Raw genomic sequence first — 23,051 nt, 5'->3', positions numbered from 1 at the left:
CTTCAGAAAGCCGGTGGTTGATGCGAACCGGTAGGACACTCCTGATGAATGGACCCCTGAGCGCCGCGCTTGAACGGGAGCAAGATGCCCTAGTAGACCGGCCGGATCTTCCCCGTTAACGGAAGACTAAGGCTGTTTCCCTTTGACTATACAAAGGTTAAGCAGCGAATAAGGGTGGCACCACGGTCTCACGTCCCTTGCGGATGAGGCTTTTTTTGCGTTCTCGGAAATCGGAAATTACATCTAACGGAGGTCTATATTATGTTGAAAAAAGTAATGTCAGGCATACAACCGAGCGGTTCTCTAACTTTGGGTAACTATATCGGAGCGCTGAAAAATTTTGTGAAGCTGCAAGACGATCATCAATGTTTCTTTATGGTTGTCGATATGCATGCGATCACCGTTGCTCAAGATCCTGCGGCACTGCGTGAGCAGTCTGAAGCTGTAGCTGCACTCTTTATCGCGGCAGGAATTGATCCTGTGCGTTCGAATGTATATATGCAGTCTCATGTGCCTCAGCATGCGGAATTGGGCTGGATCATGACTACGCTGACGGCAATGGGCGAGCTTGAGCGTATGACACAGTTCAAAGATAAATCATCAGGTAAGGATTCAGTTGGCGCGGGCCTATTCGTATATCCTTCTTTAATGGCAGCAGATATTCTTGTTTATAATGCGGATCTTGTGCCAGTAGGTGAAGATCAGAAGCAGCACTTGGAGTTGACCCGTGATTTAGCTGGCCGATTCAATAACCGTTTTGGCGAATTCTTTACGATTCCTGAACCATATATCCCTGAAGTGGGCGCACGCATTATGTCTCTGGATGATGGCACTAAAAAAATGAGCAAGAGCAGCCCGAATGCAGGCAGCTATATTGCCCTGTTGGATTCGCCGGATGTGATCCGTAAAAAAATCAGCCGCGCAACGACTGATTCTGGACGTGAAGTGATCTTTGATCCGGCTAACAAGCCAGAGATTAGTAACTTGATGAGTATTTACTCGGAATGTTCTGGGATGTCCCTCCAGCAAATTGCCGATCGTTATGAAGGACAAATGTATGGTGGCTTTAAGAAGGATCTTGGGGAAGTGGTTGTATCCACACTTGAGCCTTTGCAACAAAGATATCATGAAATTCGCAGTTCAGGTGCGATCACTGATATTCTTGCTGAAGGTGCTGAACGTGCACGTATTGTTGCAGCTGAGACGTTGAATGGCGTAAAAGAGCGGATGGGCTTTCTGCCAGCTCGTTAATCTTAGTCAGAGCTTAAGCTTTCCTGTTTGCGTCTAATTCTGGCTTTGAGGATAAATCCCCAGCCAATATTCATTACGCAAAGAAAACCAAGCAGAAGTGCCAGCCAGAAGCTATAGCTGATCGCGATTGAAGCGGCAGTGAGAATAAGAATAGAAGAACAAGCGAACCAAAGTGAGAGTCCTTTACCCATTAAGAGCCTTCCTTTCCGTGTCTGCTAAAATGAATCCCGGAGTATTATAAAATACTCCGGGATTTTTTGTGATTATAGAATAGATCTCTCAGTAAGTCTACAGTTTCATCGTAAAGAACCAGGGTCGATGGAAAATCGTTTGTCGAGCTTATCACTGCTAAGCCAGCCTACATAAGTATTTAAAGGTTTATATTGGTTATCCATAACTAATACAGCCACAAAAGGGTATTGTTTGCGGTGTAAATAACGAACGTCTCCCCAGCGTACCATATATCCTGAAGGAAGCTCCTCCACTTCGGCAACCGCATAAGAGGTGAAATATAGAAAGGACTGAATATCTGGATGCGACTTGGATATTTCCACAGCGGGATGATTCGAGCAGACCGCATGTTTGAACCATTCCAGGCGGTTGTTCAGTAGCTGTCCAACGTCATAGCTGCCGTCTTTTTTCACTTTAACTACGTTCCAGCGTTTAAGTGAAATTGTAGGGATTACAATATAACGTTCGCCAGCATTATGGTGTATATCTTTAAGCTTGATGTTTCGTGTAAGGCGGGCATGAACAATTGTTCTCCAAATATAATAAAGAATGGTACAGGCATAAAGCGTAATAAATAAAGGTTTGGGCGGCACAATCCCAGTGATCCAGAGTAGAATAGCTGCGATATGGCTGCCAAAAATAAATGGATCGAAAATGTGGATGATATTCCAGGCAATCCATTTCTCAGTAAATGGACGGGCGGCCTGGGTTCCATAGGTGTTAAACAGATCAGAGAAGACGTGCACGCCTACGCCTATGAAACCCCAGAGTGCAACATGGCTTAAAGCTGCCAAATCAGTAAATCCAAACAGAGGCCCTAAGACTAGGGCAATCAGAGCGGGCCACAAAATTAGAAAAGGCAAGGAGTGTGTGATTCCCCGGTGATTACGAATATATATTGCATTGTCCTTTAGTCTTAATGCGGTATCGGCATCAGGAGCTTGTGAGCCTAAAATCGTAGCCAGCATAACGGCCCCGGCCAGTTTAGGGTCAGAAGCAACGACAGGATCTACGAATGAAAGTCCGGCTAACCCTATGCCCATAACTAAATGTGTAGCGGTGTCCATTGGTCAGTTCTCCTTTGTTGTTCGGAAGTACATTATTAATAATTACCCAAATACAGCTTAGGTTATTAACGGGCTGGAAATAAATATTGTCACGTAATTGTCAAATTCATGAACATACTGTGCCATGACTGTCAAAGTCTCCTCGGGTTTGATATGATAAAGTTAACAGCGAAGTCTATTTAGTGCTTCGGCTAGAACGTTAGAAGTTCGTTTAGAAGGAGGATCATTTGGTGTGGATAATCATATAACATTTCAAGCTTCTTCCGATTCTGCAGCTATGTCTGCAAAATCTCCACCGGAAGGTGCAAGTTGGCGTGATTTCATTACCGTAACAAAACCCGGTATTATCCGATCTAACCTCATCGCTGCCTTTGCAGGATATTGGCTGGCTTCAGGTTGGGATGTTCAATACGGCAGATTAGTTCTGACTCTGCTCGGTACAATGCTGGTTATGGCTTCGGCCTGTGTTTTTAATAACTATTTCGACCGTGACCTGGACATGAAGATGGAAAGAACGCGCGATCGGGGGCTTCCTACAGGACGACTGAAACCCAAAACCGTATTGCTGTATGCTATTGGGCTAGGGATTGCGGGCTTGATTGTACTGTTTGCTTTTTCCGGAGTTTTAGCCGGTCTGTTCGGGATTGTAGGGATGTTCGTTTACGTTGTAGTATACACCCTTTGGTTGAAACGGACATCAACATGGAGCACTTCAGTAGGTGCGATCTCTGGAGCTATGCCACCGGTAATTGGCTACGTTGCAGTTACGGGAACAGTTGATCTAGGGGCTTGGCTGATGTTTGCGATGTTGTTTCTGTGGCAACCTCCCCATTTCTGGGCACTCGGGATTAGACGTAAAGAAGAATATAGAGCCGCTGGATTTCCGCTGCTGCCTGTAGTCAAAGGAACACGTCGTACGAAGTTTCAAATGATTCCTTATGTAGCACTGTTGCTGCCTATTCCAGTGTTAATGTACGCCTACGATTATGCAGGCATTTTTTATCTGGTGATTTCAACAGCGCTGTCCCTGGCTTGGTTAATCATAACCTTGATGGGCTTTGCAGCAAAAGATGACGAAGTCTGGGCGAAGAAGAACTTCCTCTTCTCCATTAACTACCTAACGGTAAGTTTGATCGTACTTGTATTGAATACGATTCACGGTTAAGAAGAGGGAGGGTATTATTGTCCGTGCAGACCTTTAAGCGTTATAAATGGACCTGGATTCTACTATTGCTTGCTTTGGTAATGGCTGGTTATCTGGCAGTTAATTCTTTGAATTTAGGAAAAGAAAAACTGCCGGTAATCGGAGAAGTGCAGGACTTTTCACTTGAAAATGTGGATGGAGACCAGATTACTCTGGCTGATACACAAGGTAAGGCACGGCTGGTATACTTTTTTTTCACACAATGTCCGGATGTATGTCCTATAACTACGTTTTTGTTATCTCAGACGCAGAAAATTCTGGTCGACGATGGCAGCTTTGGAAAAGATACGGCGTTCGTCTCCATTTCTTTTGATCCAGAGAATGATACGCGTGAAGCCATTAAAAGCTTTGCGGACCGTTTCCAGGCAGATTATAAGGGTTGGTACTTCTTACGGGGGGATCAGGAAGTCATTCGTAAGCTGGCAACTGATTCTTTTAAAGTACTAATTGCAGGGAATAGTAAAGAAAATTTCGTACATGCCAATCGCATAGCATTGGTTGATCGAGACAATCGTCTCCGTGCATTGTATGACGCAGGGGATACGGATAACATAACGCCTGAATTTCTTGCCGATAGGCTGAATGAATTGGCTCGTGAATAGAACCTAACCGCATAACAGAAACGCCTTTTTCGAATCCCATTTATTGAAGGATAACGAAAAAGGCGTTTTTAATTTCTTAGGCAATATATCGCGAATCAAAAAGGAATGGGTTCAGGGTAAATGATGAACTCTTCCAGACCCGCTTTTTCAAGCTGATTAATATTGTATTCATCTGGAGTGCCTTCCACTCCGGCATAACCCCGGCGTGTATAGATGTGACCAGCATCGGGAAAGGCATCGCGGAGAATCCCGCGTATTTTTTTGCCTGAACTGTCGTTATCCATATAAAGATATACTTCTCCATCTCCTACTTTTTGTCGCAGGGACTCGAGTTTGAGCGTATTTAATGTACCAAAGGTACAGAGGATTTCGACTTCCGGTACCAGCACGCGTCGTAATCTGCTGCGATCGTTTTTGCCTTCGACAATAATCGTAATGGACATTTGCTGACAATCACCTCCGGAAATGAAGTCTGAACTTACAGACTCATTATAGTTTACCGAAGGAGGAGCAGTTTTAACAACTGTTTCTACAGGAAAATCTTCATTCCCCGGGAAATGTCGTAAAAACAATAAATCATGCGGCCCGCCCATTCCATTTGGAAGAGTAGGTGGACAGCTTGGCTGAATTTTTTGGCGGAAGCAGTAATAGTGCAACCATCAGCAATAGAAAGGCAATGAAATAAGGCGAAACAACGTCTCTTAGTTGTCCTGCGGCCACAGGCCCTGCGAATGCACCTAGTGACATGGCTATCGACTGCATGGAGAAGGTGCGTCCCATACGTCCTGGTCCACCTAGACTAATAAAGAGCGAAGCCATTGCAGGAAATAATATTCCTTTGGCTGCACCCAGAATAAAGAGAATAACGGAAGCGGGAATGCTGTGAAGTGAGGCGAGCGCAAAAAAACAAAGGGCCATTCCTAGCAAGGCCACGGCTATTCTTCCTCCTGGGGAAAAGCGGTTCAGGAAGAACAAACTGAGTGTTACCAAAGCCCCTAAGCTAAGGAGCGATAAAAGAATACCTGTGGAAACAATGCTATTACTTCCGGTCTGAGATAGAGGAAGCTCAAAGAACAGAACCCCTTGTGAACAAGAAACGAAAAAAGGCAGCAGATAATAACGTTTGGAAACTGGATTGGGATCGGATATAGGGACCGAAGGAAGATCCTGATTTTTCAAAGGAGGTGCTGCTGAGTTTACAGGGCGTACTAAACGCCGGGCAGGCGCCGGTACACTGAAAAAAGCCATGATTCCTGTAGCGATAAGCAGCCATCCCAATGTGGTGAAGGTGCCGGAATAGCCAGCTTTAGCTACGATAAAGGCACCCGCTGCTGGGGATACCACTGAAGCTAAGGTATGAACGATACCATGTCCGGACATATATTTCCCCTGCTCAGTGGCATCAGATGATAATGAAGCCAGCAAGGTCATGCACGCCGGAGAGAGGAAGGCGAGCGCGAACCCGCTTGCTGCTCGTAGCATCAGCAAATGCCACGGAAGCTGAGCGTGAGCCTGCAGCAATAGAATGGCTCCCGCAGTAACAAGGCTAAAGACGATGTAGCGGCGGCTGCCATTACGATCGACGAGTACGCCTGCGAGCAAATTGCCAGGAAGATGGGTCAACGAATACATGCCCATCATCCAGCCAATAAAGGCGGGTCCCGCACCAAGAGAGATGGCAAAGGGCGTTAGAATAGGATACTGTGCATGTAAATCAAAAAACGCCAGAAAAAGAAACAGGTACAGCCATAGCGCAGTTTTCACAGGGAAACACCTCCGAGAGCCACCTACAATAAAGGTTAATGCAGGAAGGCGTATTTTAAGAAGATCAAATTTAAGCAACTACTTGTACTTTACGTGGGACAGAGAGGGCTTATACCGCTTTTTTAATTCCTGTAAGCAGGTATACCTTTCTCTGGCTGTGGAACCATGAATTATGATGGGCATTCATGTATAATAATTAATATTGGCGTCATGTCTATGGAGGAGATAATCCTTAGGACGAAACTAGGCGATAGGGGTGTTGTGAGGTTGATGGATCCAGAGGTGTGGTCACAGTTTATTAGAGAGAATTGGTTAGTTATTGTTATTGCGCTTGTTCTGTTGTTCGCGGTTGTTAATTTGGTCAAAACGATGTTGAAATGGGCGATTGTCATTATTATCGTTGTAGGTCTATTCATCTATAGTGGTGTGACAATGGACCAAATTGGTAACGCTGTGAATAAGGTGGCAGATGGAACGGTAAGCACGCTGAAGAAGGAAGCACAAGAGGTCATGCTTAAAGAGGCGCAGGATGCGAAGTACACTTCAAATGGTGACGGAACATTTACGATCACAACTCCGAATATTGAAGTGAAAGGTACTACTGGTGAAGATAAGGTAGAGGTTACTTTCCGCGGAGTTAGTCTTGGGAAGTGGAGTATTACAGATACCACACAAACATTTATCGAGGAAGCTCGGAAACATCAATAAACGGCCTCAGTTTAAATGATTATCAAAAACAAGCAAGCGGGCGGCTGAAAGGGGAGATTGGATATGATAAACGGTTGGTTGACTAGTCTGAGTGATGCAAATATCATCTCCATCGCCCTCCTGCTGGTAGTAGTCTTTTCACTATTGCAAGGCTGGAGCAGAGGGTTCTCAAGTGCTACCGGAAGATTATTCGGTCTGCTGGGAACAGGACTGTTTACAATAGCTTCTTTGGTGCTGGCCATTCCTGCTGCGGCGTATCTCAATCCTCATGTTCAGACTTGGGCAGCAGGAATAAGTCTGCCTGATAAACAGCTGACCCAGTGGCAGCAAATTTATTATACGGCTGTGTCTGTGCTGGCGGAATCGCCGCTGGTGCGGTTTCTATTGTTGTTATTGCTCTCTTATATCTTAATTCGCATGCTTCTGGGATTGTTGTCTATGCTGCTTCCATTCCACCAGCTACGGCGCACCAAGACATTTAAGGACAGAAAGATTACGCAAGTAAGCCGTATGGGTGGAGCTATCATAGGATTAATTATAGGCTTGACTCGTGGTTTAATTATTGTGCTCGCTCTCTTCATTTGTGTTGGCCTAAATCCAGAAAGTCAATTTAGCCGTTATGTGGAATCTTCTCCGATCTACAGTCAAAGCGCTGCCGCTGTATTTGAACCCTTTGTTGGGGAGACAGTGCAGAAAAAGCTGCCTATTCTGACGAAGACCGTTGCAGCTGAGATGAATGATATTCTGCGCAGAAAATATGAAGTTATCGATCATGACATTCCACAAGATATTGTGGGAGCTGCTGAAGATATTATTGGACAAGCGCAAGGAGACGAGAAGAAAGCCAGACTACTGTATGATTGGGTAGGAACACGAGTAACTTATGATTACGCCAAAGCGGAAAATTATGAAAAAAATAGAATTTGGCATGAACAGACCCCGCAGGATACCTTCGACACACGTATAGGGGTATGTATTGATTATGCCCGTCTTTACGCTGTAATGGCCCGCTCCCAAGGATTGCAGGTGCGCGTTGTAACGGGTCAAGGCTATGATGGTAGAGGCGGGTATGGCGCACATGCCTGGAATGAAGTTTATATAAGTGACCGGCAAGCTTGGATTCCATTGGATCCCACTTGGGCGAGCAGTGGAGATTGGTTTAATCCGAAGGATTTTGACGATACGCATATTAGGGAGAACGCACTCTGAGTGAGGGCGCCGCACTCCTTCCGTGTGGTACAATAAACTCATACCAACCGCTCTAACACAAATGCGAGTGCAATGCTCACAATCAGCTTCTTAGAAATCACCTTCATTATAGGAGCAATGTCGCTGGCTAAGGCAATTCAGACATTATTTTTATATAGAAGGGAAGAAAGCTGGTGAGCTTTGGGAAGCAGCTCCCGCCTGCGGACGGGAAATCTTCGAAACATTCTGTAGGTCTGCGATTGAATCTGTTTTTCTTTGGCACTTTTTTTATTTTTTGTATCATTATTGTGCGTCTTGCAGGTTTGCAGTTTACTGAGGGAGCTTTGCTGACAGAAGAAGAGATCAAACGGGATACGAAGTTTGTTCCGCTGGCAGCCATGCGAGGGATTATTTTTGCTGCCGGGGGTGAGCAGATAGCCTATTCTACACCTGTTGAGTCGCTCTATCTTACCCTAAATAAGGAATATACAGCTAAAACTACTGATAAAGTAACGGGTGAAACCTCACTAACGGAAAAGGCGAAAAATAAGTCCAATGACCTTGCAGCAAGATTAGTAGCGGAGTTTGAGAAATATGGAAGTGCAGATGCCCCTAAGTTAACGCAGCAGGACGTGCTGGATTTACTTGATCTGGACTTTAAAAAGTACCTAGGTTATGTACCGCGTCGTATAAAAGCAGGGCTAACTTCAGAAGAAATAGCTTATTTCATGGAACATAAGGATGAATATCCAGGTATTACCATTGTGGAAGAAAGTATACGCCACTACGATAAAGATACGGTAGCTGTGCAGACGGTGGGTTTTGGCAAACCTTTTAAATCAACCGAAGACTTAGCGATGTACAAAAATATTCGTAGTGCAATGAAAGACAATTCTTCACCGGGACTTATGTATAAAACGGAAGAATATGTGGGGTTTGATGGTCTGGAAATGCAGTATCAACGCGAACTGCGCGGAGAAAATGGTTATCAGGTCATTTCGGTCACTCCTCAAAATATGGCGGAGAAGGTAGAACAGACCGTTCCCCCTGTAAAAGGCAATAACATTTGGATGACTATTAATAAGAATGTTCAGATGAAGACTGAACAGGCCATATTAGATCAGATTAAATGGCTGCACACCAATGCTGTGCAAGGCGAAACTCATCCAGATGCTTTAACAGGTTATGCAGTAGCAATGGAAGTAGAGACTGGTAATATTGTCGCTATGGCGAGTATGCCGGATTACGATTCGAATGTATGGACAAAGGACTCGTTGCCTACATCCGTCTGGAATAAAATTATGAACAATCATCTGAATGGTACAATTACCTCGAATTCTTCCGGGAGATCGGGTCATGATTTTAGCTCTCTTGTATTCATGGGATCGACCATCAAACCGTTAAGTGTATTAATTGGTCTAAATGAAGGTTTTTTTAGCACCTCGAGCACCTATCCAGATGTGGGGATTACCTATTTCGGTAAGGATGATAAATCATCGGTTAGAAATTCATCAGGTCACGTCTATGGAAAACTGTATCCGGCTGATGCTATCAAGCAATCCTCTAACGTATTTATGGTGGATATGGTCGGAAAGCAACTTTATAAGAAATACCTGGGGGATAAAGGCGTAGAGGTCTGGGACCAATATATGAAAAAGTTCGGACTGGGTGTGTCAACACAAAGTGGTCTTCCCGGTGAATCACCAGGTCAGATTAACTATACAGATTTCAAGGCTGCAGGGAGCTCGCAGGCCGCGCTCGTCTACGCATCTTTTGGCCAGCAAGGCAGTTATACTACGTTACAGCTTGCCCAGTATGCTACTACACTTGCAAATGAAGGTGTGCGAATTAAACCACAGCTTATAAGTAAGATTACGGATGCGCAAGGTAAGGTGGTTAAGGAATTTAAAAAAGAAGTGCTTAATAAAGTAACCTTTGATAAATCGTTCTGGAGAGAAATCAAACAGGGAATGAGCAGTAAAGTTAGTGCTTTTGACGATTTTCCTTATGATTTTGCCCGTAAGACAGGAACCTCTGAAAAAACGGACAGAAAAAATATAAACCGTGATAACGGGGTTTTTATTGCCTTTGCTCCACGTGAGAATCCGAAGCTGGCTGTAGCGGTTGTGATTCCGGAGGGCGGCTTTGGCTCAAATAGTGCAGCTCCGGTTGCCCGTAAGATTTTTGATGCTTATGATTGGGAATATGGGCTGGATGGGGTTCCAAAGAAGAATATTCCTCCTGTGGCAGATCCCGTTCAAGAACAATAAGCTTAAATTAGAGAAAAAGGAGAGACAAACTGTGAGTTTTTTCCGTAAGCAGGCCTCACCTCCTGACGAGACCAGCAGCAAAAGTTCCATCGGCCTGCGACTCAACGTGTTTTTCTTTAGCACGTTCGTTATATTTTGCGTAATCATCATCCGACTAGCTGTTCTGCAATTCGTGGAAGGTCCAACTTTAACTGAGGTAGAGACGAGTAGAGATACTAAAAATGTACCGTTAGCTTCCATGAGAGGGGTTATATACGCTGCAGGCGGTGAGAAGCTAGCTTATTCCACTCCTGTTCAATCGCTGTATATCACACTCAATAAAGAGTATACGGCTAAGGAAACAGATAAAGACACCGGTAAAACAACGCTGACCCCAGAGGCTAAGGTCAAGTCTGATGCCTTGGCAGCCAAGCTGGTAGCTGATTTCAATAAATATGGTGATCCAAATGCAGAGAAGATGACGGAGAAAGATGTAATTGATGCGTTGGATTTATATTTTCGTAAATCACTTGGCTTTATGGCACGGCGAATTAAGGCTGATCTGACTACTGAAGAAGTAGCTTATTTCATGGAACATAAAGGAGAATATCCGGGGCTTGAGATTGTCGAGGAGAGCATTCGTCATTACGATAAAGATACGGTTGCTGTACAGACGATTGGATATATCAAACCCTTCAAGTCCGCGAACAGTCTTAATATTTATAAAAACATTCTTAGTGCTATGAAAAACAATCCGGAGCCAGGGCTAACGTATAAGGATGATGAATTTGTTGGATTCGATGGGCTGGAGCTGAAATATCAGCGTGAGCTTCGCGGGCAAAACGGATATCAGGAAATTTCCGTCAATCCACAGAATATGGCGGAGAAAATTGAGCGTGTCGTTCCGCCTGTCAAAGGAAATGACATCTGGACAACGATTAATAAGAATGTTCAGATGAAGACAGAACAGGCGATAACAGATCAGCTCAAATGGTTGCACTCTAATACCGTACAAGGCAGAACGCATCCGAATGCTTTAACGGGATATGCAGTAGCGATGGAAGTAGATACTGGTAATATTGTCGCTATGGCGAGTATGCCTGATTATGATACGAATGTTTGGACATCAGGTTCTTTGTCTTCAGATGTCTGGAACAGTATTATGGATAATTATCAGAACGGAACGATCACTCCTATTTCTTCGGGAACCTCAGGGAACGGACTAAGATCTGTACTGCTTCTAGGTTCAACGATTAAACCTTTGAGTGTACTCGTGGGTCTGAATGAAGGGTTGTTTTCAACTTCTTCTTATTATCAGGATAAAGGTTTTGCGACTTTTGGTAAGTCTGGGCATGAAACGAAGGTAAGAAACTCTTCTAACCACGTATATGGTTCTTTGGATCCTGCTAGAGCCATTGAGAAATCCTCGAATGCATTTATGGTCGATATGGTCGGTAAAAGATTGTATGACAAATATAAAAGCAAGGGGATAGACATCTGGGATGTCTATATGAAAGAGTTCGGCCTTGGTGTATCTACGGGAATTGACCTGCCTAATGAATTCTTGGGTCAAAGAAACTATACCAATATAGAAGCTGCTGGTAGTGCGCAGTCCGCACTGGTCTATGCCTCTTTCGGACAACAAGGAAGTTATACAGTAATGCAGCTTGCACAGTATGTTACTACACTTGCTAATGAAGGACAGCGGATTAAACCTCAACTGGTTAGCAAGATTACTGACGCAGATGGAAATATAATCAAAGAGTTTAAACGTGAGGTGCTTGATGAAGTAACAAACTTCGATAAGTCCTACTGGAATGAAATTAAGCAGGGGATGCGAAGTGAAGTTAGTGCTTTTTCTGATTTCCCTTATGACTTTGCACGTAAGACGGGAACCTCTCAGCAAGTAGCTAAGGGTGAAATTCGCGATAATGGGGTATTTATTGCATATGCTCCACGTAATAATCCTAAGTTGGCTGTGGCGGTTGTAATCCCTGAAGGTGGCTTTGGTTCACAAAGTGCGGCACCAGTCGCACGTAAAATATTTGATGCCTATGATTGGGAATATGGGCTTGATGGAGTTCCAAAGAAAAGTCTCCAGTCTGGCAATAATACTAATGATAATGCGAAGGAGGGAGAGACTACAGGTACCGAGTAACTCTGACCCTATGGCTAAGATTTAAAAAAAAAAACAGCTTCTCAATAGAGAGCATACAAGAATGGAGGGGTGGCAAATGATTGCCAAATACCGCCTGCTTGCATTGGATATGGATGGAACCCTACTGAATGATGAACAGATAATTACACCCACAACGGTGGAATGGATTCAAAAGGCGGTCAACGCAGGCGTTCATGTCTGTCTGTCGACAGGCCGGGCATTTGTAAGTGCCTTACCCTATGCAGAGCAGCTAGGTTTAGAGACACCGATGATCACTGTGAACGGCAGTGAGGTGTGGAGAGCGCCACATGAAATATACCGGAGATCGCTAATGGATCCCAAGCTGGTACAAGAAATGTATGATCTTGCAAAAGCAGATGACATCTGGTTCTGGGCTTATTCTCTGGACGAAGTTCTCAAACAGGATAACTGGGATGGGGATGTAACGGGTAGAGAATGGCTTAAGTTCGGTTATCACACTGAAGATGATGAGCTTCGCCATAAGCTGTTGCTTCGTCTTCAAGATATGGGTGGACTGGAGATTACGAACTCTTCTCCGCACAATCTGGAGATTAATCCTCTAGGCGTGAATAAGGCAGCAGGAATAAAGGAAGTCTGCAAGCTGCTGGGAATAGAAATGTCGCAAGTTGTAGCTGTGGGCGACAGCCTTAACGATCTGGCGGCGATCCAGCAGGCTGGACTTGGGGTTGCCATGGGCAACGCGCAAAAGACGGTTAAACAAGAGGCTGATGTTGTGGTGGCGACCAATAATCAAGACGGGATTGCCGAGGTCATCCAAAAGTATATCTTTACCGAAGCTGCAGCCTCTGTAGGCAGCAAATAATAAAAGCAGTACTGCGAAGTGAATCCATGGAGCATTATGCTAGTAGGAGGTTAAGGAATTGACGATCCTGGGTTGGATTCTTATCATTGTTTTGTTTGCTGTAGGATTGGCAGGGGCTGTGTATCCCATACTGCCGGGTGCGTTAGCGATCTATCTTGCCTTTTTTGTATACGGCTGGTTCTTTTCTTTTGAGCCCTTTGGGGTTTGGTTCTGGATTATTCAAACACTGATTGTTGTAGTTCTTTTTGTTGCTGATTATGTTGTAGGAGCGTGGGGTGTCAAAAAATTTGGCGGCTCACGTTCATCGATTATCGGGAGCACGATCGGGCTGATCTTGGGACCTTTTGTTATCCCGGCTTTTGGTCTTATCATTGGGCCATTTCTAGGGGCTTTTATTGGAGAATTGATCGTGGGATCTTCACCTTCTAAAGCTGCTAAGGTAAGTGTTGGCTCCATACTCGGCTTATTTAGCAGCACCTTGGTCAAAATCGTGTTGCAGGTAATTATGGTCGTCCTCTTTTTTATATGGGTCGCCCGGTTTTAATTTAACAGTGAAGAAGGGGAAAGAGTTTGTCCAAGAAAGAGTCTTTTGTTAAAGGCACGCTTATCCTTGCTGCTGCAGCTTTGGTGGCAAGGGTACTCGGGCTTGTCCAGCGGGTGCCGCTGGACCATATCTTTGACGGTGTGGGGAGAGCATCGTTCGGAGTTTCTAACAATATCTATTTAATGCTTCTAACCGTAGCCACCGCTGGGATTCCAAGTACACTCAGCAAAATGGTCTCTGAACGATACGCCTTGAATCGTCCTGAAGAGGCGAGACAAGTGTATCATGCTGCACTGCTGTTTTCAGTGGCTGCAGGGGTGTTTATGACTGTCTTGCTGTACATAGGGGCTCCATTTTATGCAACTCATATTGCTGATGTCCCTGAATCGGCGATGGCGATAAAAGCTATTGCGCCTGCGCTGCTGCTTTTTCCGGCAATAGCGATGATGCGTGGATATTTTCAAGGCCGCAACAATATGATGGCAGGTGGGATTTCTCAGATCGTGGAGCAATTCGCTCGCGTACTGACCGCTATTTTGCTGGCTTATATTTTATTACATCAAGGTTATAGCAACACTACAATTGCTGCGGGAGCATCCTTTGGTAGCGTGATCGGTAGTATCGCGGCGTTTGGCGTAATGATTTATTTTGCAGTCAAACTTCGCCGTGAGGACAAGCAATTAGGATTGAATTATGATACTGCTCAAAAATTACCGATTTGGGGTATCTACAAGGATATTTTTACACTGTCTATTCCCATTGTGCTGTCTTCCCTTACGATTCCGGTTGTGAATGTAATTGACACTTCTCTTACGGTACGATTATTGATTGATCAGATAGGTAGGGATAGTGCCACTTCAGCGCTAGGTATTTTATCCAATCGTGCTCAGAGTGTAGCGGGCATTCCACCTGTTCTAGCTATCGCACTTGGAACTTCATTGATTCCGATCATTTCGGCTGCCTATGCCCGCCGTGATGAGGGGCATTTGAAAAAGCAGATAACGCTTGCTCTGCGGATTTCTATTTTGACAGGGATGCCGATTGTATTGGCGCTTGTAGCAGCTGCTTATTCTGTAAATGGATTATTGTTCGCCAGTTTAGATGGCAGTGGTATCGTAGCCATGCTTACTTTAGGAACGATCTTTCAGATTACGATGATGACAACGAACTCTATTTTGTTAGGTATGGGCAAATCGCGAATTTCCATGTATTATGTGTTAGCGGGTATTATTGTAAAATTAGTGGCAAGCTTATTACTTAGTAAGGTATTTGGCATCTACGGAATCATCGGTGCAACAGCACTTTGTTTCGTGGTCATTACTTTGCTTAACTTACGCATGCTGAAATCGATCGTGCCTTTTGAAATTATGGGCAAACGTTGGGGCGGTTTCGCGATTGCGGTACTTGTGTCCGGCGGGATTGGTTATGGCTTGAATGAGGCTGGGATTCTGTTAACAGATCTGATGCCGGCACGTTTGGCGTTTCTGATCACTTGTCTTGTTGTAGGAGCAGCAGTTGTTGTTATTTATCTAGTACTGCTTATTGTGCTGGGCGTGCTGACTAAACAGGAAATCTCCAGTTATCCGCGGGCGCTGCAAAAATTATTGAATCCGCTGATGAAGTTACAGCCTGCACGTGTTCGTATGAGAGAATAGGTTTGACTTCTACCCTGCATTTTGCTTCACTTAAAGAGTAGAAAATAGACAGATATTGAAGAAGGGACTGAGTAAATCATGGACAAAATTAGTTCTCCTGCTGAATTTCAGGTAGCCATTCAATCACCTCGATTAACAGTGGCCATCTTCAAGGCTGACTGGTGCTCGGATTGCAAATTTATCGATCCTTTTATCCCAGAGGTAGAGCAGGCTTATGCAGACCGCCTTACACTGGTTGAGGTAGATGTTGATGCCGTGGGCGATGTTAGCCAAGAACAAAATATTATGGGTATTCCAAGCTTCGTCGCATATTCGGATGGACGGGAATTGGTTAGATTCGTTAATAAATTGCGCAAATCCCGTGAAGAGATTGAAAATTTCCTTGATAAAGCGGTCCAAGTGCATCAAAGCCTTCAAAAGTAATTCCTAAGGAACCACCGCTTTCGCCTGTTTGTGCAAAAGCGGTGGTTTTTTGAAATATAAGTCTGGCTGCTTCTTCATTACTAAAAACTGCGGGTGATATTTTTGACGACAAATCAGTTGAAATGGCTTAGTTATCTTACTTGCCTTATCATGTTCCTCGCTGTACTCGGAGGAGCGGTAGTGACGAAGACTGGATCGGGCTTGGAATGCGGAAATGAATGGCCGCTCTGTCATGGGAAATTAATTCCGGCTTATACTATAGGCTCGATGATTGAATACACCCATCGCTTGTTTAGCGGTTTGGCAGGGTTATTCTCACTTGCCTCGATGTTTGCTTTTTGGCGTTATGCCCGTACTCGGCGCGATTTGCTGGGCTATGCATTTATGACTTTATTATTCGTCATCGTTCAAGGTGGTATGGGAGCGCTTGCAGTAATTAAATCTCAATCTGCTGCTGTAATGGCGCTGCATATGGGTTTTTCTTTGATCGCCTTTTCGAGCGCTATGATGTTGGCTCTTGGAACCAAGAGATGGCATGAATCGCGCGAATATGATCATACGTTGGAAGCTCAAAAGAAGCCCGTAAGTAAGGCTTTTCGCAATTTAACTTGTTTTACTGCCATCTATTCTTATATTGTCGTGTATATTGGAGCCTTTGTAAGTCATACGGATTCACAGGGCGGGTGTTCGGGATGGCCGCTTTGTAATGGAGAATGGGTTCCGGAGCTTTCTGGAGGTGTAGGTGTTGTTTTTACGCATCGGATTGCGGCTTTGCTCTTATTCATGCTTACTGCGCTGCTTGGGCATTTAGCATTTTGGAAACATAAGGATTATCCAGAGCTTAGAGCGCTAGGTGTAGCTGCAGTGCTGTTATGCTTGATGCAGGTGTTTAGTGGGGCGGCTGTGGTTTACACCCTAGATAATGAAAGATTGTACATATTTGCCGCTTTGGCTCATATTTTGCTGATTGCCAGTTTGTTTGGTGTCTTATGTTATATGAGTGTAAGAGTCTGGCAGCTAAATCGTGCGGGTAGTGTCGTGTCTGGAAAAAATGTAACGAACCCAATGATTCCACCGCCTTGGTAGAACATTCCCTCCGTGGATAGAGGCGCTTCACCCGCGGAATAATAAAGTGGAAATCGGTATATCGTGGAGCTGATTGGCCGATGCTTACGTCGCGAGTTTTGTACGAAGCAGTCCATGGAAGCAGACGCTGAACAAAACTTTAGGAGGACTGGGATATGCTGCGGGTATTACTTGGAGAGCCGCCTCGAAAGAACAGTGGTGTGTTGGCTGATGCGATGGAGAATATGGCCACTTTTGCAGCATTGCTGCGCAAGGAAATGAGTGCCCATGAGGATAATGACCATGAATACCGCAAGCTGGAGATTTGGACACGTGGACTGATTTCCTCTCTGGATGAACTGGAGCAAAGTTGGTTCGCGGCCGCTTTTTACCGGAAATTAGTGATCGCGGGTTATATGGATGATATGACACCGGTGGAACAGGGCGATTATGCACGTTATGTTTATTTTTATAAAGATGGCTTTATCCGGGTTTTCTCTCTTCTGGACAAGCTTGGGACGGTACTGAATCATTTTTATGATCTCAAAACATCCAAATTAAAAACGCACTTTTCTTACTTTACAGTGCTGCGTCAGCTTCAATTATTGAATGTGCATCCTGCATTAGCGGATCAACTGGAACAGATCAAGAACTCCTACCGCGATCCATTGGAGAATTTACGCAAGCGCAGAAATGCTGAAATTCATTATATGAATTCTGAAATGCAGGATGATCTGTGGCAGCGGCATCAAGGTCTGCATGATAAAATTCAGCTCGAGGATCTGGATAGCCATCTTGAGGATTTAAAACAATCGCTCGAAATGAACTGTAAGACATTAATCGCGGCATTCAGCTACAGCAATGAACAGCTGCGTAAGGAAATAAGCAGGGCAAAGAGCATAAAATCGTAATCGTTCAATATATTTCCTTTTGACAAAAATCGATAAACTCACTATACTTATGCTTGCATTAAAGTATGTACGATTTCAGAAAAAATATAATTTCATAACTTTATCTTATCGAGAGCGGCGGAGGGATAGGCCCGATGAAGCCCGGCAACCGATTTGTATCCAGCGCGGGAAGCGTTGTACAAATGTCATGGTGCTAATTCCTACAATGGCGCAGGTTGCGGTCGTTGGCAGATGAGAAGGCATTGTCTTAATAAACCCACAGAGCCTCTTGCGATCTGCATCGATCGTTGGAGGTTTTTTTGTATAGAATAAGTGAAATATAAAGGGGGGGCGACGAGAGTTGATTAATCTAAAAGGGATAACAAAGGTTTATGGAAAAGGGAGTAATGCGGCAACAGCGCTTTCTGGATTGAATCTGTCCATCGAGAAAGGTGAAATATTCGGAGTCATCGGCCACTCTGGAGCGGGGAAAAGTACATTGATCCGTTGCATTAATCTGTTGGAACGTCCGACAGAAGGTGAGGTCTGGGTAGACGGTGTTGAACTCACTAGCCTTAACCAAGGTCAATTACAGGAACAGCGGCGCAAGATTGGGATGATTTTTCAACATTTCAATTTGCTTTCTTCGGCGACTGTGTATGATAATATTGCCTTTCCACTGCGACTTGCAGGTACATCTAGAACAGCTATTGATACAAAAGTGAAAGATCTGCTCGCTCTAGTTGGGCTTGAAGAACATACAGATAAGTATCCTTCTCAGTTATCTGGAGGACAAAAGCAGCGGGTCGGCATCGCCCGGGCACTAGCCAGTGACCCTGATGTACTGCTGTGTGACGAGGCCACTTCTGCGCTTGATCCCCAGACAACGGATTCCATTCTTAAGCTGCTGCTTGATATTAATAAAAGATTCCATTTGACCATTGTGCTGATCACGCATGAAATGCATGTAATCCAGAGTATCTGCGACCGTGTCGCGGTCATACATGGTGGTGGGATTGTTGAACAAGGCAAAGTTACAGAGGTATTTCTCAAGCCGCAGCATGAGGTTACACGCGATTTCATCCGCAGTGAGACACAGAATGAAGGGCCTCTTCGAGTGGCGCTTGATGCTGCTGCCGGGGATAACTCTCAAGCTGTCAAAATTACTTTTTTCGGAGAAAAAACTTACGGCTCGGCACTATCCGATGTCGTGCGTGATACGGGTGTGAGCTTTGCAATCTTACATGGTACCATCTCAACGATTAAAGATGTGCCTTATGGACAGATGATTGTGCGGTTTGAAGGGCCAGCTGAGGCAATTGCTGTAACGATCTCCAGACTAATTGCTCAAGGCCTTGATGTGGAGGTGATTTCGTAATGAATTTTGCAGATCTAAATTGGCAAGAAATGATGGATGCTACGGTTGCTACTATAAAAATGATATTTTTTTCCGGATTGTTCACAATTATTCTTGGTTTACCACTCGGAATTCTATTGTATTTATGGGGGAAATCGAATAGTATAGTAATCAGAGTAACTTACTCGGTCTTATCATTACTTGTAAATATCCTACGTTCCGTACCCTTTATCATTTTGATGGTGGCTCTAATTCCTTTCAGCAAAGCCGTTGTTGGAACCTCCATTGGTGTACTCGGTACGATTCCACCTCTGGTGATTGGTGCAGCTCCGTTTTTTGCCCGTTTGGTAGAGACGTCGTTAAGAGAGGTAGACCGCGGAGTCATCGAAGCCGCACAAGGTATGGGAGCATCGACGAACCAAATCGTTATGCGTGTTCTTTTGCCAGAAGCTCGTCCAGGTCTGCTAGCTGGAGTTACGATCACACTGGTTACACTGGTCTCCTATACAGCAATGGCTGGTATGGTTGGGGGCGGCGGATTAGGTGACTTGGCGATTCGTTACGGCTACCACCGCTATGAGACGGAGATTATGATTGTTTCTATAATATTTATTGTCGTACTGGTGCAATTGCTACAAATGGCCGGTGACCGACTCGTAAAACATTACACACGGAAATAAGGTACATCCATATATATCCTTATTCAATACAAAATATAGATTAGAGGGGGATTTACAATGAAAAAAGTACTACTTACATTTTTTAGCCTGACACTGGTTGCGGTGCTTGCGGCTTGCGGTAACAACAATGCATCTAATAATGCTGGGAGCTCGGCTGCTACAACAGCACCAAACGCAGAAGCAACAAGTGAACCTACTAAAGATCCAGTGAAATTGGTGATTGGTGCCTCACCTGTTCCTCATGCTGAAATTTTGAAGGCTATTGCTCCATTGCTTGAAAAAGATGGAATTACACTTGAAATCAAAGAATTCACTGACTATATTCAACCTAACGTGCAGCTTGATGAGAAGGAGTTAGACGCTAACTTTTTCCAACACCAACCGTATCTGGATGACCAAAACAAAAATAATAAAACCGACCTGGTTTCTGTTGCATCCGTTCACGTTGAACCTTTTGGAGCTTATTCCAAAAAAATCAAATCGATCGATGAGTTGGCTGATGGTGCAAAAGTTGCCATTCCGAACGATGCTACTAACGGTGGCCGTGCACTAATCCTACTTGCAAAAAATGGTCTGATTACCTTGAAAGATGATACAAACATTGCTGCAACAAAAGCAGATATCACTGAAAACAAGAAAAATCTCGACATCATTGAGTTGGAAGCAGCTATGCTCCCACGTCAACTGGATGAGGTAGACCTTGCTTTGATCAACACGAACTTTGCACTAGACGCTGGTCTTGTGCCAACTAAAGATGCATTGTTCATCGAGGGTGTAGATTCCCCTTATGCTAACATTTTGGTAACCCGTCAAGACAATAAAGATTCCGAAGCCATCAAAAAGCTGGTTGCTGCCCTGAATTCTCCAGAAGCTAAAGCTTTCATTGAAGAAAAGTACGAAGGTGCGATCATTCCAGCGTTTTAAGGAATGAAGCTAAATTCGTCTATAGTCATAACAAGAACCCGCAGCCAAGTTGGCTTGCGGGTTTTATGTTCTAAGGTTGTGAGAGAATGTTAAATCCTCTATAATAAGAAAATCCCGATCTCCTTTACAGGAGAATCGGGAGGGTTATTGAACGGGATTTAGAATACTTGAACTACTTCTTCAACGCCTTCTACTTCTTCAAGGAGGGCGCGTTCAATCCCGGCTTTCAAGGTGATCGTGGAGCTTGGGCAGCTGCCGCAGGCACCCATAAGTTTCAACTTAACGATGCCGTCTTCCACATCGACCAGTTCTACGTCACCGCCATCGCGCTGCAGGAACGGACGAAGCTTATCCAGCACTTCTAGTACTTCATCATACATTTCGGTGCTTTGTGCATTCTCACTCATTTCTCAATCACTCCTTTCGTAAGTTCATTATAGTACAAAAAGTTAAAAAATAAAATGGTTAGGCGGAATAGGGAGATCATCATGAGACCAATTATTGAATTTTGTTCCAGCAACATGGGTCATGGAACAGACAAGCTAATGCATAAGCTGGAGGAAAATCCAGATTATGATGTCATTGAATACGGATGTCTGAACAATTGTGGAGAGTGTTATTTAATGCCTTTCGCCATGGTTGAAGGTGACATTATTGCAGCAGAAACTGTTGCAGAGCTAGAAGAGAAAATTGAGGCCAAGATCAAAGAGCTTGAGGCTTGGTTTAATATAGATCTTGACTAAATTTCTCGAGAAAAAAAGAGGGAGCACTCCATAATCTAAATTATGGAGTGCTCCCTCTTTTTGGAACCTTACTTGAACAAAATCCACCAATTTGATCGATTAGGCAACATATTGGAGAGTGCAGGGGCTACCGTGAAGGTGCCACCGGACTCAGGCGACCTTATATTGAGTGTTTTCCTACATTTGGATTGCTATCGGACCCCATAGTCACTATTCACCTGAAAAACAGCATAAATGAACCTCATTATAAGCAATAACTTCACTGGAGTCCGAAACTCTCCTTCAAAGGCTGAAAATTTGCAAATAAGGTCATCTGAGTCCGAAGGGTATACGCACCAATAACGTAAGGAAGCTACTCTCGTGTTTATCTGAGAGTAGCTTCCTTTAATACTTATGAACCAATCATAGGCTTATCCTAAAGTGCGTTTCGACATCCAGAGCACTCCGCTCTTGAGGATGCGGGGAACCCGTCCTTTGACGGAGCGTTGTCCCATAAGTCCGAATCCTGCTTTTTTTCCTAGTGACCCTAAAGTACCCTTCAGGCGAATAGGATGAAGCTTAGGAGTCTCACCGCGCCAGGTCGCTTGGATAACCTGAGCTACCTGCTCACCCTGTGCTCCAGCGGCTTGTGCGCTTGGTGCGAATGGCAGACTGGCACAGTCACCAATCACATATACCTCCGGATAATCCGGTATACGATAATACTCATCCAGCATAATCCGTCCACCGCGGTCCTTCGACACATTCAAATCTTGAACTACTTTTACAGGTTGAATCCCTGCGGTCCATACTGTCACATCTGAAAGGATTTCCTCGGTACCGTTAAAAATCGAATCCTTCTCTACATGAGATACAGAGATTCGTCCCAGCGTTTGCACCTGATGGTGATGAAACCATTCCTCTACGTACTGTGACAGCTTTGCCGGAAAGGCAGACAAAACACGTTCACCGCGATCCAGAATAGCGATGTTAAGGTCTGGACGGCTTTCCCGAAGCTCTGCGGCTAATTCAACACCGCTCAATCCTCCACCTACAATGTTTATCGTTCCGTAAGGCTTCACATCATTTAAACGGCGGTAGGTTTCCCGAGTACCAGCAAAGGTCTGGATGCTGCAGGTATATTGATCAGCACCAGGGATGTTGTGGTAATTGTCGGTACAGCCAAGAGCAATGGCTAGGAGATCATAAGATACAATCTCACCGGACTCCATACTGACTATTTTGCTCTCCAAATCAATGGAACTCACTTCACCGTACCGGACAGTAAGCCGGGGGTGAACCGGAAAATGAATGCGCAGGTGATAATCAGTTACGGTACCTGCGGCGAGCGCATAATATTCCGTTTTGATTCCTTGATAAGGCATTCGGTCAATTAAGATAATTTCAACATCATGAGGAAGATGATTATTGAGTAATTCTTGAATTAAGGCTAGGCCGCCGTAGCCACCGCCAAGAACGAGTATTGTTCTCATGCTGACCGAACTTCCTTTCCAATATGGGATAA

The 23,051-nt window shown here is 44.5% G+C and carries 23 protein-coding genes, 1 riboswitch and 1 other annotated feature (1 of these 25 only partly in view); of the genes, 17 read left to right on the top strand and 6 right to left on the bottom strand.

All coding sequences use genetic code 11. From position 1 onward, the window contains the following. Positions 1-201, top strand: a binding site (T-box leader) (it extends 39 nt beyond the left edge of the window). Between the two features lie 63 nt (positions 202-264). After that, positions 265-1,251 (top strand): tryptophan--tRNA ligase, encoded by a 987-nt coding sequence (trpS, locus tag NSQ66_RS25365; RefSeq protein ID WP_036685592.1) that lies wholly within the window; start codon positions 265-267, stop codon positions 1,249-1,251. Positions 1,252-1,253: 2 nt separating this feature from the next. On the opposite strand, the gene NSQ66_RS25360 is transcribed toward trpS, so the two are convergent. Beyond that, entirely contained in the window at positions 1,254-1,442 is a 189-nt protein-coding gene (locus tag NSQ66_RS25360; protein WP_036685291.1) for a hypothetical protein, read from the bottom strand. Positions 1,443-1,547: 105 nt separating this feature from the next. Continuing rightward, on the bottom strand, positions 1,548-2,549 hold the full coding sequence (locus NSQ66_RS25355; RefSeq protein WP_036685288.1) for a metal-dependent hydrolase: 1,002 nt from the start codon (positions 2,547-2,549) through the stop codon (positions 1,548-1,550). A gap of 232 nt (positions 2,550-2,781) precedes the next feature. On the opposite strand from NSQ66_RS25355, the gene cyoE reads away from it, so the two are divergent. Beyond that, entirely contained in the window at positions 2,782-3,714 is a 933-nt protein-coding gene (cyoE, locus tag NSQ66_RS25350; protein ID WP_036685285.1) for a heme o synthase, read from the top strand. Positions 3,715-3,737: 23 nt separating this feature from the next. Further along, entirely contained in the window at positions 3,738-4,355 is a 618-nt protein-coding gene (locus NSQ66_RS25345) for an SCO family protein (RefSeq protein ID WP_036685589.1), read from the top strand. 95 nt (positions 4,356-4,450) lie between these two features. On the opposite strand, the gene NSQ66_RS25340 is transcribed toward NSQ66_RS25345, so the two are convergent. Both NSQ66_RS25340 and NSQ66_RS25335 read right to left on the bottom strand, forming a co-directional pair. Next, a complete protein-coding gene (locus NSQ66_RS25340; protein WP_036685586.1) occupies positions 4,451-4,798 on the bottom strand; it encodes a DNA primase in 348 nt (115 codons plus the stop codon). A gap of 133 nt (positions 4,799-4,931) precedes the next feature. After that, positions 4,932-6,119: an MFS transporter gene (locus NSQ66_RS25335; RefSeq protein ID WP_036685283.1), complete on the bottom strand. Its 1,188-nt coding sequence runs from the start codon at positions 6,117-6,119 to the stop codon at positions 4,932-4,934. Between the two features lie 270 nt (positions 6,120-6,389). Between NSQ66_RS25335 and NSQ66_RS25330 the strand changes: the two genes are divergently transcribed. From NSQ66_RS25330 to NSQ66_RS25270, 13 genes are all read left to right on the top strand, one after another. After that, on the top strand, positions 6,390-6,827 hold the full coding sequence (locus NSQ66_RS25330; RefSeq protein WP_036685280.1) for a hypothetical protein: 438 nt from the start codon (positions 6,390-6,392) through the stop codon (positions 6,825-6,827). Between the two features lie 63 nt (positions 6,828-6,890). Then, positions 6,891-8,036, top strand: a complete 1,146-nt coding sequence (locus NSQ66_RS25325) for a transglutaminase-like domain-containing protein (RefSeq protein WP_036685274.1) — start codon at positions 6,891-6,893, stop codon at positions 8,034-8,036. Positions 8,037-8,209: 173 nt separating this feature from the next. After that, positions 8,210-10,285 (top strand): penicillin-binding protein 2, encoded by a 2,076-nt coding sequence (locus NSQ66_RS25320; protein ID WP_235219518.1) that lies wholly within the window; start codon positions 8,210-8,212, stop codon positions 10,283-10,285. Positions 10,286-10,316: 31 nt separating this feature from the next. After that, a complete protein-coding gene (locus tag NSQ66_RS25315) occupies positions 10,317-12,422 on the top strand; it encodes a penicillin-binding transpeptidase domain-containing protein (protein ID WP_036685271.1) in 2,106 nt (701 codons plus the stop codon). 76 nt (positions 12,423-12,498) lie between these two features. Continuing rightward, positions 12,499-13,266 (top strand): Cof-type HAD-IIB family hydrolase, encoded by a 768-nt coding sequence (locus NSQ66_RS25310; RefSeq protein ID WP_036685270.1) that lies wholly within the window; start codon positions 12,499-12,501, stop codon positions 13,264-13,266. Between the two features lie 58 nt (positions 13,267-13,324). Then, on the top strand, positions 13,325-13,810 hold the full coding sequence (locus NSQ66_RS25305) for a DUF456 family protein (protein ID WP_038573189.1): 486 nt from the start codon (positions 13,325-13,327) through the stop codon (positions 13,808-13,810). Positions 13,811-13,836: 26 nt separating this feature from the next. Further along, the gene (locus NSQ66_RS25300) at positions 13,837-15,465 is read left to right on the top strand and encodes a polysaccharide biosynthesis protein (RefSeq protein ID WP_038573188.1); all 1,629 of its coding nucleotides are present in this window, start codon (positions 13,837-13,839) and stop codon (positions 15,463-15,465) included. A 78-nt stretch (positions 15,466-15,543) separates the two neighbouring features. Beyond that, entirely contained in the window at positions 15,544-15,888 is a 345-nt protein-coding gene (locus NSQ66_RS25295) for a thioredoxin family protein (RefSeq protein ID WP_036685265.1), read from the top strand. 102 nt (positions 15,889-15,990) lie between these two features. Further along, the gene (locus tag NSQ66_RS25290; protein ID WP_076099376.1) at positions 15,991-16,974 is read left to right on the top strand and encodes a COX15/CtaA family protein; all 984 of its coding nucleotides are present in this window, start codon (positions 15,991-15,993) and stop codon (positions 16,972-16,974) included. Between the two features lie 155 nt (positions 16,975-17,129). Next, a complete protein-coding gene (locus tag NSQ66_RS25285) occupies positions 17,130-17,864 on the top strand; it encodes a Cthe_2314 family HEPN domain-containing protein (protein ID WP_038573186.1) in 735 nt (244 codons plus the stop codon). Between the two features lie 102 nt (positions 17,865-17,966). Further along, positions 17,967-18,102, top strand: a riboswitch (SAM riboswitch). A 102-nt stretch (positions 18,103-18,204) separates the two neighbouring features. After that, positions 18,205-19,221 carry a methionine ABC transporter ATP-binding protein gene (locus tag NSQ66_RS25280; RefSeq protein WP_036685258.1) on the top strand — a complete coding sequence of 339 codons (1,017 nt, stop codon included), beginning with the start codon at positions 18,205-18,207 and terminating at the stop codon, positions 19,219-19,221. Next, on the top strand, positions 19,221-19,880 hold the full coding sequence (locus tag NSQ66_RS25275) for a methionine ABC transporter permease (protein ID WP_076099375.1): 660 nt from the start codon (positions 19,221-19,223) through the stop codon (positions 19,878-19,880). Before NSQ66_RS25280 ends, NSQ66_RS25275 begins: the two co-directional genes overlap by 1 nt. Positions 19,881-19,937: 57 nt before the next feature. Further along, positions 19,938-20,804: a MetQ/NlpA family ABC transporter substrate-binding protein gene (locus NSQ66_RS25270; RefSeq protein WP_036685252.1), complete on the top strand. Its 867-nt coding sequence runs from the start codon at positions 19,938-19,940 to the stop codon at positions 20,802-20,804. Positions 20,805-20,962: 158 nt separating this feature from the next. On the opposite strand, the gene NSQ66_RS25265 is transcribed toward NSQ66_RS25270, so the two are convergent. After that, the gene (locus NSQ66_RS25265; RefSeq protein ID WP_036685249.1) at positions 20,963-21,211 is read right to left on the bottom strand and encodes a NifU family protein; all 249 of its coding nucleotides are present in this window, start codon (positions 21,209-21,211) and stop codon (positions 20,963-20,965) included. 81 nt (positions 21,212-21,292) lie between these two features. On the opposite strand from NSQ66_RS25265, the gene NSQ66_RS25260 reads away from it, so the two are divergent. Then, entirely contained in the window at positions 21,293-21,547 is a 255-nt protein-coding gene (locus tag NSQ66_RS25260; protein ID WP_076099374.1) for a YuzB family protein, read from the top strand. Between the two features lie 410 nt (positions 21,548-21,957). Here NSQ66_RS25260 and NSQ66_RS25255 read toward each other — a convergent pair whose 3' ends face one another. Beyond that, positions 21,958-23,019, bottom strand: a complete 1,062-nt coding sequence (locus NSQ66_RS25255) for an NAD(P)/FAD-dependent oxidoreductase (protein WP_076099373.1) — start codon at positions 23,017-23,019, stop codon at positions 21,958-21,960. Positions 23,020-23,051: the final 32 nt, after the last annotated feature.

The sequence above is a fragment of the Paenibacillus sp. FSL H3-0329 genome, from assembly GCF_037963285.1.
Classification (GTDB): Bacteria; Bacillota; Bacilli; order Paenibacillales; family Paenibacillaceae; genus Paenibacillus_AQ; species Paenibacillus_AQ odorifer.
The sequence above is the reverse complement of the archived record's forward strand: the minus strand, read 5'-3'. Positions and strand labels throughout refer to the sequence as shown.

Coding starts and splice junctions, on each gene's coding strand:
- NSQ66_RS25340 (WP_036685586.1), bottom strand. CDS start 4,798: ATGTCCATTACGATTATTGTCGAAGGCAAAAACGATCGCAGCAGATTA.
- NSQ66_RS25265 (WP_036685249.1), bottom strand. CDS start 21,211: ATGAGTGAGAATGCACAAAGCACCGAAATGTATGATGAAGTACTAGAA.
- NSQ66_RS25275 (WP_076099375.1), top strand. CDS start 19,221: ATGAATTTTGCAGATCTAAATTGGCAAGAAATGATGGATGCTACGGTT.
- NSQ66_RS25260 (WP_076099374.1), top strand. CDS start 21,293: ATGAGACCAATTATTGAATTTTGTTCCAGCAACATGGGTCATGGAACA.
- NSQ66_RS25295 (WP_036685265.1), top strand. CDS start 15,544: ATGGACAAAATTAGTTCTCCTGCTGAATTTCAGGTAGCCATTCAATCA.
- NSQ66_RS25325 (WP_036685274.1), top strand. CDS start 6,891: ATGATAAACGGTTGGTTGACTAGTCTGAGTGATGCAAATATCATCTCC.
- NSQ66_RS25270 (WP_036685252.1), top strand. CDS start 19,938: ATGAAAAAAGTACTACTTACATTTTTTAGCCTGACACTGGTTGCGGTG.
- NSQ66_RS25360 (WP_036685291.1), bottom strand. CDS start 1,442: ATGGGTAAAGGACTCTCACTTTGGTTCGCTTGTTCTTCTATTCTTATT.
- NSQ66_RS25355 (WP_036685288.1), bottom strand. CDS start 2,549: ATGGACACCGCTACACATTTAGTTATGGGCATAGGGTTAGCCGGACTT.
- NSQ66_RS25310 (WP_036685270.1), top strand. CDS start 12,499: ATGATTGCCAAATACCGCCTGCTTGCATTGGATATGGATGGAACCCTA.
- NSQ66_RS25255 (WP_076099373.1), bottom strand. CDS start 23,019: ATGAGAACAATACTCGTTCTTGGCGGTGGCTACGGCGGCCTAGCCTTA.
- NSQ66_RS25285 (WP_038573186.1), top strand. CDS start 17,130: ATGCTGCGGGTATTACTTGGAGAGCCGCCTCGAAAGAACAGTGGTGTG.
- NSQ66_RS25330 (WP_036685280.1), top strand. CDS start 6,390: ATGGATCCAGAGGTGTGGTCACAGTTTATTAGAGAGAATTGGTTAGTT.